The sequence below is a fragment of the Streptomyces sp. 2323.1 genome, assembly GCF_900221035.1.
Taxonomy (GTDB): Bacteria; Actinomycetota; Actinomycetes; order Streptomycetales; family Streptomycetaceae; genus Streptomyces; species Streptomyces sioyaensis.
This window is the reverse complement of record NZ_LT907981.1, coordinates 7,139,270-7,153,397: the sequence shown is the minus strand read 5'-3', so window position 1 is coordinate 7,153,397 and position 14,128 is coordinate 7,139,270. Positions and strand designations below refer to the sequence as shown.

The following is a 14,128-nucleotide window of genomic DNA, read 5'->3' as shown; positions in this document are numbered from 1 at the left end:
CTGTTCTCGGCGTGCCGTGCGTGGAGGGGACCAAGGGGATCTTTCCAACCGGAGAACGTCCCATGAGAGTTTTTGACTTCCCACGTTGTCGGCTTTCCCGCCGTGGGGGTTGTTCGCCGTTGCGCTTTGCGGCGCGCCCCACGCTTTCGGCTTTCCCGCCGTGGGGGTTGTTCGCCGCTGCGCCTGCGGCGGGCGTGGGTTGTTGGGTGCGGTGCCGCTCCTCCGGACTTCGTCCTGCGGCTCGGCCCCTCCCGTGAGTGGGGGAGGAATCAGGCCGGTGGGGGTGTTTGTAGGTGGTCCAGTGCGCCTTTGTCGGTCGCAGTGAACTGGCTACGAGTGGCCCGCCCCCACCCACCGTCAAGTACTCCCCCCACGGGAGGGGACGGGCCGGAGGGGCCTGGTGTGTGGACGTAAAGCGAAGCAGTCCACACACCAGGCCCCGGAGGCCCGTCACCGCACCCGACAACCACCCAGCCCGCCGCAGGCGCAACGGCGAAAAGCCCACACGGCGGGAAAGCCGACAACGTGCGCCGCCCGCAAAGCGCAACGGCGAACAACACCCACGGCGGGAAAGCCGACAACGTGGGGCGCGCCGCAAAGCGCAGCGACAAGCCTAGGACTCCGGTCCGATCCGGCTGCGGACGGCCGTCTGGACCTCGGCCTCCTCCGCCGGATCGGCGGCAAGGCGGCGGAGTTGTTCGACGACCCGGTCGTCACCCGTGGCGGCGTGCCGGGCGGCCAGTTCGCGGGTGGTCTCCTCGCAGTCCCACAGGCACTCGACGGCGAAGCCGGCCGCGAACCCGGGATCGGTGGCGGCGAGCGCGGCGGCGGCCCGGCCGCGGAGGTGGGAGGAGGATGTCTCGCGGTAGATGTGCCGCAGGACGGGAGCGGCGCAGCCGACGCCGAGCCGTCCGGTGCCGTCGACCAGCTCCCACAGGCCGTCCGCGTCCGGGCCCTCCTCGCGCACGGTACGGCGCAGGGCGGCCAGGACGAGTTCGGTGTCGTGCAGCCCGCCGCGCCGGGCGAGCATCGCGGCGGCGGACGCACCCAGCCGGTCCCCGCGCGCCGCCCAGCCGCGGGCCCGCTCGACGGCGGCCACGCTGCGCATCCGCGCGAACGAGGCGAGCGCGGCGGAGATCAGCAGCTCACTGGAGAGGGGGCAGCCGACCGCGGCCTCGATCAGATCGAGCGCCTCCGGGTCGCCGCACGCGGCGAGGTGGTGGAGCGCGGCGGCGCGCGCCGCGTCCGGTGCACTACGGGCGGCACACAGCAGTTCGGGCCGGTCCTCGGGCCCGGCGACGGCGCCCAGGCAACGGGCGGCGGCGCGGTACCGGTGCTCCTCGGGCTCCAGCTCCAGCCCCTCCTGGGCCCACTGGAGGATCTCGGACACGCTCCAGCCGGGGCGCGGCCCGCGGGGCCGCAGCTGCCGCTGCCAGCGGTCGAAGGACCCCTGTTCCCCGGCGGCAGCCAGTCGCGCACCGTAACGGGGATCCTCGGCCCACAGCCGCCAGGGCCGGGGCTCGAAGGCGTCCCGGACCGCGGCGGCCAGCTCGGCCTCGCCCTCCTCGGTCTCGGGGAAGCGGGCGAGGACGGCGGGGGCGAGGGTCAGCAGCCCGGCGTCGTCGTCACGCAGCGCAAGCTCGTCCAGGGCCCAGCGCCAGTTGCTGCCGGCCGCGGCATAGCTGCGCAGCAGCAGACGGGCGGCGTCCCGGCCGTACGCGGCGAGGTGGCCGAGGACGGCGAGGGCCAGACCGGTGCGCTCCTCTCCGGTGTCGACGAGGTCGTCGGGGTGGAAGAGGTGGCGTTCGATCTCCTCGAGCCCGCCGTCGAGTTGCATGTAGAGGCGCGCGTAGTAGAGGGAGCGGTTCTCGACCTGCCAGTCACGGCGGGGGTCGCGCAGCACGCTGTCGTTGAGTGCCGCGAGCGCCTCGGCCCGCGGCGCCGCGAGGGCATGCAGGGTCCCGTCGCCGCGGCCTCGCTGCAGGAGGCCGAGCAGGGTGCCACTGGGCGCTATGTCTGGATCGAACATGAGGTCAGCATCCGGTGCGGGGGGCGGGCTGGCAACGGGATTTCCGCTGACCGGCATTCTTGCCGGTGACCACGGGCCGTATGCCTCGTTCCCACCATGGATCGGGGAGAACGCCTGGCGTACGGCGGCCGAAGCCTAGCCTGGAAGCCGTCATTCCGCCGATTCGGGCCGGGGATGCCCCGAAAAGCCGGGGGCATATGCCGGGTGCACCACCGTATCGGGTAGTGCCAAATCCCTTACGGACGGTCGCTGCCTGTGCAACAGTCGTTACCGGCCTTCAGCCCGGCGCCGCCTGATCACGGAGTACGTTATGCCGTCCCCTCTCTTCGCGGATCACTCAGCAGACCGGCCCCCCGAGCGCGACGCGGTCGAGGCACTCATCACGCAGGCCCGCCGCCTGCGCGGTGGTCTCGACGCGGTGCGCCGGGAGTCCGCGGTGGACACCGACCTCGCCCCCGACCCGCAGCTGCGCTGGCAGCGGGCGCTGTGTGATCTCGCCGCGCACCACCTCGACGACCTCGGGGGCCATCTCGACCAGCTGAGAGAGGGTCTGCCCACCGAGAGTGACGACGACGGCATCCCGGAGGCCGAGCTGCCGGCCGCCCCGCCGGAGCCCGCGGCCCACGAGCGCGGCGCGCTGCTGCGCCGGGTCGGCAGCGCCGAGTGGAATCTGCTCACCGACGAGGTCAGCTGGTCCGACGAACTGTTCGCGATGTTCGGCCGGGCCCCGTCCGACGGCCCGCTCACCCTCGACGAGCTGCCGTCCCTGGTGCACACCGAGGACCAGGAGAGGCTGGCCGCCATGGTCACCGACTGTCTGGTGGACGGCCGGCCGATCGACGGCGAATTCCGCATCGTGCGGCCGGACGGCAGCCGGCGCACGGTGCACATGGTGGGCGAGCCGGTGCTCGACGCCGACGGCTGTACCGCATGCATGTGGGCCGTGCTGCGGGACGTCAGCGAACTGCGCCGAAGCCAGCAGGCGGTACGCGAGACCCGTGACTCGCTCCACCGCCAGCGGCAGATCGCGCAGACCGAGCACCGGCTTGCGGTCGAGCTGCAGGAGGCCGTGCTACCGCCATGGCGCGGCTCCCTGCGGTTCCCGCAAGGCGGTCCGGTCGCCCTCGACCTCGCCGGGCGCTATCTGCCGTCCGGCACCCCCGCCCTGATCGGCGGCGGCTGGTATGACGCACTCCAACTCCCCGACGGCCAGACGCTGTTAAGCGTCGGCGATCTCACCGGGCACGGCGTCACCGCCACGTCCGGAATGGCGATGGTGCTCGGCGCGCTGCGCGGGATGTCGGTCGCCGGGCACCGGCCGGGGCCCCTGATGGCTCTCCTCAATCAACTACTGGACACCGCCGCCCAGCCGGCCCTCGGCAGCGCGGTGTGCGGCTGGTTCGACCCCGAGACGCGCACGCTGGAGTGGGCCCAGGCCGGACACCCCGCACCGCTGCTGTTCCGCCGCGGCACGGGGCGCGCGCTGGACCCGCCCGAGGGCGTACTCCTCGGGGCGACCTCGGGTGCGGCCTACACCCAGCACACCGAGCAACTGGAGCCCGGCGACCTGCTCGTCCTGCACACCGACGGGCTGGTACCGCGCCGTGCACCGGGCGGGGATGGCGCCCATGAGGGTGCCGAGCGGCTGCTCGCCCTGGCGCCTCGGTTCGCCGCCGCCCGCAGTGCGCAGGACAGTGTCCGCATCGTCGTCGAGGAGTTCGGCAGCACCGAGCGCGAGGACGACGCCTGTGTGCTGATCGCCCGGGTCGGCGACTGACCCACACCCCACCGGCTGAGGACGGCCCGGCGGATCCTTCGCCGGCCGCCCCGTAAGCCTCGGCGGGCGGATCCTCGGTGGACGGATGAGACGGCGACGGATGAGACGGCGGGGCGGAGCACGCTCCGTCCTCTCTCCCGTCCTCCTGGCGCACGGATGACGCAGCGGCACCCTGGCGGGCACCTCCCGTCTCAGGCCGAGAAGTTCCCGCCGAGGCCCGTGCCGATGCCGGGGCCCAGACCCGATCCCTTGGTCTTCGGCTTCGCCTTCGGCAGGACATGCTGGATCTCCTCACGCAGGTCCTGGATCTTGGCGAAATTCGCATACTGGCCCGTGAGCCGGAACATCTCGCGCAGCCGGTCCCAGGTGCGATGGGAGGAGTTCTCCCCGATGGAGACCAGCGCCAGCCGGGCGTAGCGGTCGGCCTGCTCGGGATCGTCGCCGATGAAGCAGGCCGAGGCCATCGAGATGTAGTCGAAGATCTGGGACCGCTGACGGCCGTTCTCCCGCAGCCGCAGCGCCTGCTTGGCGTGGTGCTGGGCGATCCTGGCGGCGGAAGGGTCGTGGTCGGCGAGGGTACGGAACGCCAGCGCCTGCATGCCGTGCAGATCCGCCTCGTCGAACATCTGCATCCAGCACGGCGGCGGCACATCGCCCTTGTCCGAGACGAACAGCTCTTCCGCCTCGCCCAGGGTGCGGCGCATCGCCTGGCCCTGGCCCTTGGACGCCTGCGCCCAGGCCTCGATGGTGTGCAGCATGGCGCGGGTGCGGGGCAGATTCTCTTCGCCGGAGCCGGACTTGGCCAGCTTCATCAGGTCCAGCGCATCGTCGGGGCGGCCCAGATGGACCATCTGACGGGCGGCGCGGGAGAGTGCCTCACCGGCGCGTGGGCGGTCGCCGCCCTCGCGCGCCGCGTGCGCCGCGATGATGAAGTACTTCTGGGCGGTGGGCTCCAGGCCCACGTCGTGGGACATCCAGCCGGCCAGCACCGCGAGATTGGCGGCCACCCCCCACAACCGCCGCTGCAGATGGTCGGGGTGGCGGTAGGCGAGCATCCCGCCGACCTCGTTGAGCTGGCCCACCACGGCCTTGCGCTGCAGCCCGCCGCCGCGGGCCGCGTCCCAGGCGCGGAACACCTCGACCGAGCGCTCCAGCGCATCGATCTCCTGGGACCCCACGGGGGCCGCCTCGTAGCGGTCGAGGCCGATCTGGTCGAATTCGTCGGCGGATTCGGTGGCGAAGGCGTGGGTGGGACGGGGGGCGCCGGCCGGGGCCGGGTCGGAGTGCAGCCAGTCGTACATGGCGCCGGTGAGTGCGGAGCCCGCGGCGAGTGCGGCGCCCGCACCCACCAAGCCGCGTCGGTTGAGCATGAGGTCCATTCCCGTGAATTCCGTGAGGACCGCAGCGGTCCGTTCGGGAGCCCACGGCAGACCGTCCAGGGCCTGCCGCTTCCCCGAGCGACCGGTTCTTGCGAACCCGAGGTCCTCGATGGTTACGACACGGCCGAGGCGCTCGGTGAACAGGGAAGCCAGAACCTTGGGCACCGGATCGCGCGGGGTCTCCCCCATGTCGATCCAGCGCCGCACTCGCGAGGTGTCGGTCGCCAGCTGCGGGTGGCCCATGGCCGCCGCCTGCCGGTTGACCAGTCTCGCCAGCTCGCCTTTGGACCAGCCGGCCAGACCGAAAAGGTCCGCGAGACGGGTGTTCGGCTGCCTGTCCACGTCAAGCCCCCAGGTTCCTCGACTGAGTTGACAGTAACGGCCGGTGACAGGGGCTGTGGGGATTCGCCAGGGTTCGCCAGGGTGCGCCAGATGGTCTGCCACCCGCCGCCACGTGTTCTGTAGACGTGCCGCCCCCGGCCTGGTGGCGGGACCGCATTCCCCAGGGTGCGCGCCCTGCACAGGGACCCTGGATCGGCCTCCTGCACGGGGCCCGTTCACGGGTTCCCACCACCGGGCCGGGGAGCGCACGCAACTCGCCGGCGCACGAAGGGATCTGTTTCACCCATGTATGCAGCATCGTCCGCCGTGACCGCCCCCACCCGGCCGCACCGTCCGCACCCCACCGGAAGCGGGCCGTATCTCGACCCCGCCCCTTCCGCGGGGGCGGTCACCGGCCTCCCCGGCGGCCGGACCCGGCGGGCGTACGGAACGGGGACCCAGCCGCTCAGCGGGAGGCTCGACCTGTCCGGCCCTCAGGGCGCCCAGCTGCGCGCCGCCGTCGCCTCGGTGCACCGCATCTGCCCGGAGTTCAACCCGGTGCAGGTGCTGCGCCGGAGCGGCAAGTCCGTCCTGCTGGTGGGCACCACGGGCCGGATGACCGCAGTCGCCAAGTGTTTACTGGACCAGTCCCCCGCGTGGGCGGAACGCTTCCGGCAGGAAATAAGTGCATACCGCGCATTCGTCCGGCATCGTCCGCCGGTTCGGGTGCCGCGGCTGGTGGCGGCCGACCCCGACAACTGCACGCTGATCGTGGAGCGGATGCCCGGCCGGGTCGCCGCCCTGACCCGGCACCCGTCCGAAGCGCCTCCCCGCGCGGACGTCCGCGCCGCGCTCGGCGCGATCTGCCGGATCAACCTGTGGCGTCCGCCGGCCGGGCTGTTCGACGCCCCGCTGGACTACGCCGGCCGGATCGGCCGCTACCACGACCTGGGGCTGCTCACCGACCGGGACCTGGGCGATCTGCAGAAGCTGCTGCACGGTCTCTCGCACACCCAGGGCCAGTTCTGTCACGGCGATGCGCTGCTCAACAACGTGCTGCTGTCCCCCGCCGGCCCGGTGCTGCTCGACTGGGACCACGCGGGCTGGTATCTGCCGGGCTACGACCTGGCGACGCTCTGGTCGGTGCTCGGTGACGCGCCGGTGGCCCGCCGCCACATCAGCCAGCTCGCCCAGAACGCCGGCCCGGCCTCGCGGGACGCCTTCCTGGTGAATCTGATGCTGGTGCTCACCCGCGAGATCCGGCGCTATGAGACCGCGGTCCAGCGGACCATGCACGAACCCGCGCCGACGGGGACACCGGGCCCGGGACAACCCGGTATGCCCGCGGCGGGCGAGGAGCAGCGGCTGCTCCTGCGCCGGCTGCACGACGACTGCCAGATGGCACGCCGTGCGGTACGGGCGGCGGTCGGCACCCGCTGACCGTCGAGGGGGTGCCGGCACAGCCCCGCCCTGCTCGTTCTGCGAGCGGATGAACGGGGCTGTGCCGGCACCCCCTCGGGGGATGGTGAGCGGCGCGTCCGGGCACGGGACGCGCCGCTCAGCCATGTGCGCCGGTCCGGCCGGCGCTCTTTTGTCTTCCTCCGTCGGTCCGCCGGCGTCGTTGCGTCTTCCCTCCGCCGGTCCGCCGGCGCCCGTGCGTCTTCTCCGCCGGTCCAGGAGCCGCGCTTTCGTCTTCCTCCCGCCGGTGCAGCCGCCGCCCCTCTCCCTCCTCTTCCGAAGCGCCGGTGCGGCCGTCCTCCCCGCACCCGGTCATTGGTCCATTCCACTGACGCCCCGCAGGCCCGGCACGGGTCCGGGAAGACTCCTCGTAAGACGCCGCGACATGCGACATCCCGACCCGGCACGGTGATTGACGGACCGTCGGCACAGATATAGCTCTGGGTCGACAGGGGGCTCTAGTCTCGGGTCCCGCCCGTGCGGCCGTTTGCGCACCCACCGTCACACCGCCCCGGCTCGGGCCGGCTCGAGGAGGTTGCTTTGCGAGGATCCGCCCCGGAAGACGAGAACAGATTCCACCGCCCCGCCCTGCGCAGATCCGTCACCGCCGTCGCGGCGGCGGTGCTGCTGCTGCCGCTCTCGGGAACGCCGTCCGCCACTGCCGGGCAGCCCCGGACGGACGGGCTCCAGCAGGCGTTCACGGATGCCGCCGCCCGCTTCCATGTGCCGCGCAGTGTGCTGCTCGGCGTCTCCTACCTGGAGTCCCGCTGGGACGGCCACGACGGCGCGCCCAGCGTCTCCGGGGGCTACGGCCCGATGCATCTGACCGACGCCCGTACGGCCCTGGCCCGGACGCCGGAGTTCAGCACGGGGGACGAGGACGCCCGCGGCGACGACGCCCGGCCGCTGAAGAGGACGGCCGCCCCGGCGAAGCGGGCCGCGCTGCCCGCCGAACTCCCCGCCCGGCTGCGTACCTTGGCGACGGCCGCCGAGCTGACCGGACTGCCGGCCGAGAAACTGCGGACCGACCCCGCGGCGAACGTGCTCGGCGGGGCGGCGCTGCTCGCCGCGGAGCAGCACAAGCTGGGGCGGTCCGCGTCCGGTGATCCGGCCCGGTGGTACACCGCCGTGGCGCGCTACGGCGGCCAGGACGATGCCCGCGCCGGCCAGGCCTTCGCGGACGAGGTGTACGAGGTGATGCGCCGCGGCCAGTCGCGCACCACCGACGCGGGGCAGCGGGTCACGCTGGCCGCATCGCCGCGGCTGGCCCCCGATGCCGCGCAGCAGAAACGTCTCGGCTCGCCGTCCGACCGGGCCGCAGCGCGCAAGCTGGAGTGCCCGTGGACCGTCGCCTGCGAGTCGGTGCCGGCGCCGTACGAGGAGTTCGGCGACGGAGACTACGGCAACCACGACAAGGCGGACCGGCCCGAGGACCAGCGGGTGCGCGCCATCGTCATCCATGACACCGAGGGGTCGTGGGAGACCACGCTGAAGCTGATCAAGGACCCCACCTATGTGTCCTGGAACTACACGATCCGCTCCTCGGACGGGCTGATCGCCCAGCATGTGCCGACCAAGGACGTCGCCTGGCACGCGGGCAACTGGTACATCAACTCGCACTCCGTCGGCATCGAGCACGAGGGCTTCCTCGCCGCACCGGACGCCTGGTACACGGAGGCGATGTACCGCGCCTCGGCCCGTCTGGTGAAGTATCTGAGCCGCAAGTACGACGTACCGCTCGACCGTCAGCACATCCTGGGCCACGACAACGTGCCCGGCACGAGCCCGGCCACGATCCCGGGTATGCACACCGACCCCGGGCCGTACTGGGACTGGGCGCACTACTTCACCCTGCTGGGCAAGCCGTTCCGGGCCACCGCGGGGGCGCGGGGCGGGCTGGTCACCATCCGCCCCGACTACGACCGGAACCAGCCCGCGTACACCGGCTGTGAGAAGCCCGGAGAGGCCTGTGCGCCGCACGGCTCCACGGCGGTCCGGCTGTACTCCGCGCCGAGCGAGAGCGCACCCCTGGTCAGGGACATCGGGCTGCATCCGGACGGCAGTGACTCGACGACCGGGGTGAACGACACCGGCGCCCGGGCCTCGACGGGCCAGCAGTTCGCGGTGGCGGACCGGGACGGCGACTGGACGGCGATCTGGTACCTCGGGCAGCGGGCGTGGTTCCGCAATCCGCACGGCCACCGGGTGGCGGTGAACGCGAAGGGGCTGGTCGCGACGCCGAAGGACGGCCGCTCGGAGATCCCGGTCTACGGCCGCGCGTACCCGGAGAAGGAGGCCTATCCGGCCGGGGTGCCGTACCAGTCGGTCTCCCCGCTGCCGTACAAGCTCGCCGCCGGCCAGGAGTACGCCGTCGGGGGCCGGATGCGGGGCGACTACTTCTACGCCCCGACCTTCGACCTGTCGAAGCACGCGATCGTGCGCGGCGAGGACGTCTACTACGAGATCCAGCTGGGGCACCGGGTCGGCTATGTGCGGGCGGCCGATGTGGAGGTGCGGCGTTCGGGGTCCTAGGGCAGTACCCCTAGGGGTGCGTCCGGGGCTGCGACGACCGGCACCGGTCGGGTGAACGCCTCGCGCCCGGTGGACGGAATCCGTCCACCGGGCGCGATCGTGTCCGCTCCGTGCTGCGCCGGGAGGTCAGCCCTGCTGGAAGAGCTCCGCCGGCAGCGGCTTGAGCAGGGCGTAGAGGTCGTCGGTGATCGGCCGGTCCCAGCTGGCGATGGTGACCAGCACACCGTCGCTGCGGTCGAACTGGGCGCAGGAGATCCGGCTCTCGGAGCACTTGATGCGCTTGACGATCAGCAGGTTGTCCTCGTGCATCACGGGGGTGTCCTCGCTCTCGACGACCGTCACCGGCTCGTCGTTGCCGAGCGCCGCCAGCAGCTGTGCCACCTCGAAGGGCACCTGGTCGTCCGCCAGCTCCCGGGCCGGGGAGCCCTCCGGCAGATTGCCGATGATCATCGCGGGGCCGCGGCCGCCGAACAGGTCGTAGCGGAGGAAGACGCCCTGGCAGGTGCCGTCGGGCGCGGGCAGCAGCCCGGCTCCGAGGTTGCCCGGCCAGTCCCCGGGGTCCATGGCGAGGACGTCGAAGTCAGGCCCGGCGGGCGTGGCTGAGCTGCGGCGGCGGAGGAAGGACATGCCGCCATCGTACGTGGCCCGGGCGGGCGCGCCGCGCCGACGTCGGGGGAGGGCGACGCCCCGTGCGCGGCACCGCCGGCCGCCGTACCGCCGCTGGTCAGGCCTGGTCGGCCAGCGCGCGGAGCCGACTCAGTGCCTCGTCGGCCGCGGCATACGGCACAAAGAGGTGATCGTGGTGGAAACCGGCGACGACATTGCAGCTGAAACCGGCCTGGGCCAGTGCGGTGGCGACGGCGGCGGTGAGTCCGACGGCGTCCAGTGCGGAGTGCACCCGCAGGGTGATCCAGGCGGCGACATAGTCGTAGGCCAGGCCCGCCCGGTCGGCCTCTTCCTGGTGGACGACCAGGGTGCGGCCCTCGGGCTCGGTGACCGTGACCACCGGTGTCAGCCCCTCGGGGACCGCGCCGGGCACGGTGGTGAAGACATAGCGGCCGGCGTTGAGCTCGGGGCGCATTCCGCTCAGCAGGGTCCTCAGATCACGTTCGCCGGTCATGCCGGCCAGCCTACGGGGCGGCGCGGCGGGTGCGGAGCTCGTGGTGGCAGGCGGCCGGGGCGGGGTGGTCGCAGGAGGAGGGGTACGGTGCCGATACCGCGCCGACGGTGACGCCAGCGGGCCGCTCGGCGGCCTCGCGGCCTGGCTGACCGCCGCGCGCGCCGCACCATCCGCCCGTCTGCCGCCGGTCGGGCACGGAGGCCTCCTGCCCGAGCTGTTCGGCCGGCCGCAGCCGGGATCCGCCACCGCGTTCCGGAAGGACCTCCCATGCCGCACCCCGGGCCCGCCGCGTCCCGTGTGCTCAACTTCTGGAAGGCGGGACTGCGTTCGGTGCCGTCCGAGGTCTGGCGGCGGCAGGACTGGGAGGTGCTGATCCTCGCCGACAACGCCCTGACCGTGATCCCGCCGGCGCTCGGCGGGCTGCGGGCGCTGCACACCCTGGACCTCGGCCACAACCTGCTGACGGCGGTGCCCGACGAGATCGGCGAGCTCGCCGGGCTGACCCGCTTCCTGTACCTGCACGACAACCGGCTGACCGCCCTGCCGGACGCCCTCGGCGGGCTGGACCGGCTCGGCTATCTCAACGTCGGCGAGAATCCGCTCGGCCGGCTGCCCGCCGCGCTCGGCACGATGGCCGGCCTGGTCGAACTACGTGCGCAGCGGGCCGAGTTGACCCACCTGCCCGAGTCCGTGGGGCGGCTCGGCCGCCTGAGGGAGCTGTGGCTCGGCGGCAATGCGCTGACGGCGCTGCCCACGAGCCTCGCGGCGCTGCACGAACTGCGGGTGCTGGAGCTGCGGGACAACGCCCTGCCCGCCGTCCCCGAAGCGCTGCGCGGGCTGCCGTTGCTGCGCCGGATCGACCTGCGCGGCAACCGGATCGAGGCGCTGCCGCCCTGGATGGCGCAGCTCCCGTCGCTGGAGAAGCTGGATCTGCGCTGGAACGCGGTGGAGGACACGGCAGAGCCGGTCCTGGCACTACGGGAGAAGGGGTGTGTGGTCCTCACCTGACCTGACGGGCTCGACCGCACGGGTGGAGTCGAGCCGGCCGGGCAGTGGCAACGGACATGCAGCACCGTGCGCTCCGGGCCGATCACGGCGTCGGATAGGCGATTTCCCAGTGATGGTAGGTGGTGCGGCGTTGTTCTTCTTCAGGGGCCAATCCCGTGCGTGCGGGACCGCAAACCGCAGTCACCGTCATTGTTTTGCTGTCCGGTGAGAGGGAGGAGTAGAACTGCGCGGTAGCCTGCTTTTTGTCCGCTGCGCACGAGGGCGAGACGGGTAGAGGTGTGTGGCCCAGGATTCGGTGGGAAGCGGTATCCCAGAATGTCAGGCGGAAATCCTGTTCGGCGGCAGCGATCCGGCCGTCGTCCGCGAGGGGCTGTACCGGACTTCGCCGCGTGCTGATGGTCTTGTCGGCGATGACACGGCCCAGAACGGGCTTGGGGTTTTCGGGACCCGGGACGGGCGGGTGGGGCAGCGGGTCCGTCGCGCGGTAGTTCAGCAGAAAGACATGGCTGAAGGTGCCGAACAGGACGCGCCCCTGACCGATGCGCGCTTTGCCGCTGGTGGGCGGGTAAGCCCGGCGATACAGTCGCAGAGTTGAGGAATTCCATACGTTGACGCAACCCTGAGTTGCCGCGATGAGGTCGCCTTTGACAAAGGCGAGGTCATCGGGGGAATCGCACGGATTACTGAAGTCCAGCCAGTGCGGGGGGCGGTGGTCCCGCAGACTGTAAACGGCGATCATGTCCGTCTGCACCGCGACGTGGCTGCCGGTGGTATCGATGGCGAGCATCCGCGGAGGCAGACCGCTGTAATAGCGAGACGCCACCTGCAGTCGCTGTCTGATGACCGGCGCCTGGGGGTGGCGGGTGTCTGCCACGGCGAGCTGCATATCGGTGTCGGCAGCGGCCAGCCAGCGGCCGGTGGAGTCAAAGGAAAGCACTTCCACGGGGCGGGTGAGTACGGCAATCCGCCGTAATCCCGTGCGGCCCGACTCAAGATAGACCCCGCCGGTGTTGGTGCCGTAGGCCAGCGAATGGAGGCCCGCGGCCACCCGGGTGACGGGCTGCCCCGCTACGACCGTGCGGAGTGGCGTGGGATGGGGAGCGATGAACTGTGCAGAGGTGTTTCCCTGTCCCGTACCGCCGGCGCCCGTGCCGGATTCATCGGGGACGACCACCAGGGCCAGGAGGATGCCGACCGTCGCCGCCAGCGCCAGCACAACAATGATTGCCGGCCTGCTCAGGGCCCGCTTGCGGACCTGCTGCCCGGGGTCGGCCCCCGATGCAGAAGGCAAAGGTCCGTTCACGATGTCCGGCCTTGCGGACGGCCCGAGGCGCCTTCCACATGCCCTGCTGCGTGCCAGTCACCGTTGGCGTGAGGATCCAGGGTCCAGGACTCAATTCCCTTCGGGCGTGCGGCTGTAGCGAAGGGCTTGCCGTCGTTGTCCACCACGAGAGTCCGCTTGTGACCGTCTTCCACCACATCGACAGCGAGTTTCCACTTCGATGCGCCGTGCGTGATGTCGGCCGTCACCAGAAAGGTTTCCAGCTCCCCTGCCGCGACGGTGAAGTCCAGCGGATGATGCTTTCCCTTTTTTTGATAGACGCCGACCGGCTGCGGTTCGTCGAGATTCATGTTCACGGCGTACACCTGGGCTTCGCCCTGTGTCGGACACGTGGCCTCGACCATGTGGGAAACAGGGGTCCGGGAGAGCACCTCGGCCCGCATTCCGGTGATCAATGCCGCATTGGGCCCGCTGTTGGTCACGGTGAGTTGCAGCATCGTGCTTCCGTCGTCCACCGCGCCCCGTTTCCGTGCCCAGTCCCAGAATCCCGCGCACCCTTTGTCGGGTCTCGTACGATCGAAGCGGTCAGCGGGAATGAGCTGTACGAGAGTCTTTTCGGCGTCGATGCGCAAGGGATCGGTCTCTACGGTGGTGGAGACCGACGCCGGATCCGACCACAGATGGACCCCGCCGGTGAAGGCAGCGGTCGTGGCTGCCGCGCATGCCGTGGTGACCACTGTGGAGGCGGCCAGCCCTGGCACCGTGCCCAGCCACCGTCGAAAGCGCTGACCCATGGTGGGTTGGGAGGATGATTCCTCATCGTTTCCAGGCTCTGTGGTGGTGTTGGTGGCAGCCCCGGCAGTTCCGGCAGCGCCAGCAGCCCCGTCCAGACCCGGTGACGGTTCCTCATTCTCACGTGCTGCTGAGGGAGATGCGGCGGCGTTGCGTAATTCGCTTGCCTCGCCTTCGGCATCATTCAGCTGACGTGGTGCTGGATCACGCCCTTCGTCAGCCGGCCCCGCAGCCGCTGGCGCTCCTGTGGTCATTTGCCGTCCTCCCCCGCTGCACACATGTCGGAAAATGCACAGAGCGTCACCAGCAACGGGGCTTTGTACTCGTCCCGTCCGACCCGATGTGGATGGTGCTCGTCCGCCCGATGTTCGGCGCCGCAGCCGCAAGGCTTCAGCGCGCTTGCAGGCTCCATAGTCCCAGTCCTGGGCCC

11 protein-coding genes are annotated in these 14,128 nt (G+C 71.4%); 4 read left to right on the top strand and 7 right to left on the bottom strand.

What is annotated here, in order from left to right:
• Positions 1–613: 613 nt before the first annotated feature.
• Positions 614–2,029, bottom strand: coding sequence for a hypothetical protein (locus tag CPH93_RS30935; protein WP_096214726.1), 1,416 nt, complete (start codon positions 2,027–2,029; stop codon positions 614–616).
• A 310-nt stretch (positions 2,030–2,339) separates the two neighbouring features.
• Between CPH93_RS30935 and CPH93_RS30930 the strand changes: the two genes are divergently transcribed.
• Positions 2,340–3,806: a PP2C family protein-serine/threonine phosphatase gene (locus tag CPH93_RS30930; RefSeq protein ID WP_096214725.1), complete on the top strand. Its 1,467-nt coding sequence runs from the start codon at positions 2,340–2,342 to the stop codon at positions 3,804–3,806.
• 191 nt (positions 3,807–3,997) lie between these two features.
• Here the strand turns inward: CPH93_RS30930 and CPH93_RS30925 are convergent, their stop codons facing one another.
• Positions 3,998–5,527: a DNA-binding protein NsdB gene (locus tag CPH93_RS30925; protein ID WP_096214724.1), complete on the bottom strand. Its 1,530-nt coding sequence runs from the start codon at positions 5,525–5,527 to the stop codon at positions 3,998–4,000.
• A 285-nt stretch (positions 5,528–5,812) separates the two neighbouring features.
• Here CPH93_RS30925 and CPH93_RS30920 point away from each other — a divergent pair, with 285 nt between their 5' ends.
• Both CPH93_RS30920 and CPH93_RS30915 read left to right on the top strand, forming a co-directional pair.
• A complete protein-coding gene (locus tag CPH93_RS30920) occupies positions 5,813–6,946 on the top strand; it encodes an aminoglycoside phosphotransferase family protein (RefSeq protein WP_096214723.1) in 1,134 nt (377 codons plus the stop codon).
• Positions 6,947–7,504: 558 nt separating this feature from the next.
• The gene (locus CPH93_RS30915) at positions 7,505–9,496 is read left to right on the top strand and encodes an N-acetylmuramoyl-L-alanine amidase (RefSeq protein ID WP_096214722.1); all 1,992 of its coding nucleotides are present in this window, start codon (positions 7,505–7,507) and stop codon (positions 9,494–9,496) included.
• A 126-nt stretch (positions 9,497–9,622) separates the two neighbouring features.
• Here CPH93_RS30915 and CPH93_RS30910 read toward each other — a convergent pair whose 3' ends face one another.
• From CPH93_RS30910 to CPH93_RS30900, 3 genes are all read right to left on the bottom strand, one after another.
• Positions 9,623–10,123, bottom strand: a complete 501-nt coding sequence (locus CPH93_RS30910; RefSeq protein ID WP_006607186.1) for a hypothetical protein — start codon at positions 10,121–10,123, stop codon at positions 9,623–9,625.
• A 97-nt stretch (positions 10,124–10,220) separates the two neighbouring features.
• Positions 10,221–10,616, bottom strand: coding sequence for an ACT domain-containing protein (locus CPH93_RS30905; protein ID WP_093481972.1), 396 nt, complete (start codon positions 10,614–10,616; stop codon positions 10,221–10,223).
• A gap of 10 nt (positions 10,617–10,626) precedes the next feature.
• On the bottom strand, positions 10,627–10,812 hold the full coding sequence (locus tag CPH93_RS30900) for a hypothetical protein (RefSeq protein WP_096214721.1): 186 nt from the start codon (positions 10,810–10,812) through the stop codon (positions 10,627–10,629).
• A gap of 71 nt (positions 10,813–10,883) precedes the next feature.
• Between CPH93_RS30900 and CPH93_RS30895 the strand changes: the two genes are divergently transcribed.
• Positions 10,884–11,624 carry a leucine-rich repeat domain-containing protein gene (locus CPH93_RS30895; RefSeq protein WP_096214720.1) on the top strand — a complete coding sequence of 247 codons (741 nt, stop codon included), beginning with the start codon at positions 10,884–10,886 and terminating at the stop codon, positions 11,622–11,624.
• Positions 11,625–11,706: 82 nt separating this feature from the next.
• Here the strand turns inward: CPH93_RS30895 and CPH93_RS30890 are convergent, their stop codons facing one another.
• Both CPH93_RS30890 and CPH93_RS35935 read right to left on the bottom strand, forming a co-directional pair.
• On the bottom strand, positions 11,707–12,927 hold the full coding sequence (locus tag CPH93_RS30890) for a hypothetical protein (RefSeq protein WP_159395081.1): 1,221 nt from the start codon (positions 12,925–12,927) through the stop codon (positions 11,707–11,709).
• Complete coding sequence (locus CPH93_RS35935; RefSeq protein WP_159395080.1) at positions 12,924–13,952, bottom strand: hypothetical protein; 1,029 nt, start codon at positions 13,950–13,952, stop codon at positions 12,924–12,926. The genes CPH93_RS30890 and CPH93_RS35935 overlap by 4 nt, the downstream gene beginning before the upstream one ends.
• Positions 13,953–14,128: the final 176 nt, after the last annotated feature.

What these genes read in the sequence shown, in the direction of transcription:
- CPH93_RS30930 (WP_096214725.1), top strand. Translation starts at nt 2,340, where the DNA reads ATGCCGTCCCCTCTCTTCGCGGATCACTCAGCAGACCGGCCCCCCGAG.
- CPH93_RS30905 (WP_093481972.1), bottom strand. Translation starts at nt 10,616, where the DNA reads ATGACCGGCGAACGTGATCTGAGGACCCTGCTGAGCGGAATGCGCCCC.
- CPH93_RS30935 (WP_096214726.1), bottom strand. Translation starts at nt 2,029, where the DNA reads ATGTTCGATCCAGACATAGCGCCCAGTGGCACCCTGCTCGGCCTCCTG.
- CPH93_RS30920 (WP_096214723.1), top strand. Translation starts at nt 5,813, where the DNA reads ATGTATGCAGCATCGTCCGCCGTGACCGCCCCCACCCGGCCGCACCGT.
- CPH93_RS30910 (WP_006607186.1), bottom strand. Translation starts at nt 10,123, where the DNA reads ATGTCCTTCCTCCGCCGCCGCAGCTCAGCCACGCCCGCCGGGCCTGAC.
- CPH93_RS30895 (WP_096214720.1), top strand. Translation starts at nt 10,884, where the DNA reads ATGCCGCACCCCGGGCCCGCCGCGTCCCGTGTGCTCAACTTCTGGAAG.
- CPH93_RS35935 (WP_159395080.1), bottom strand. Translation starts at nt 13,952, where the DNA reads ATGACCACAGGAGCGCCAGCGGCTGCGGGGCCGGCTGACGAAGGGCGT.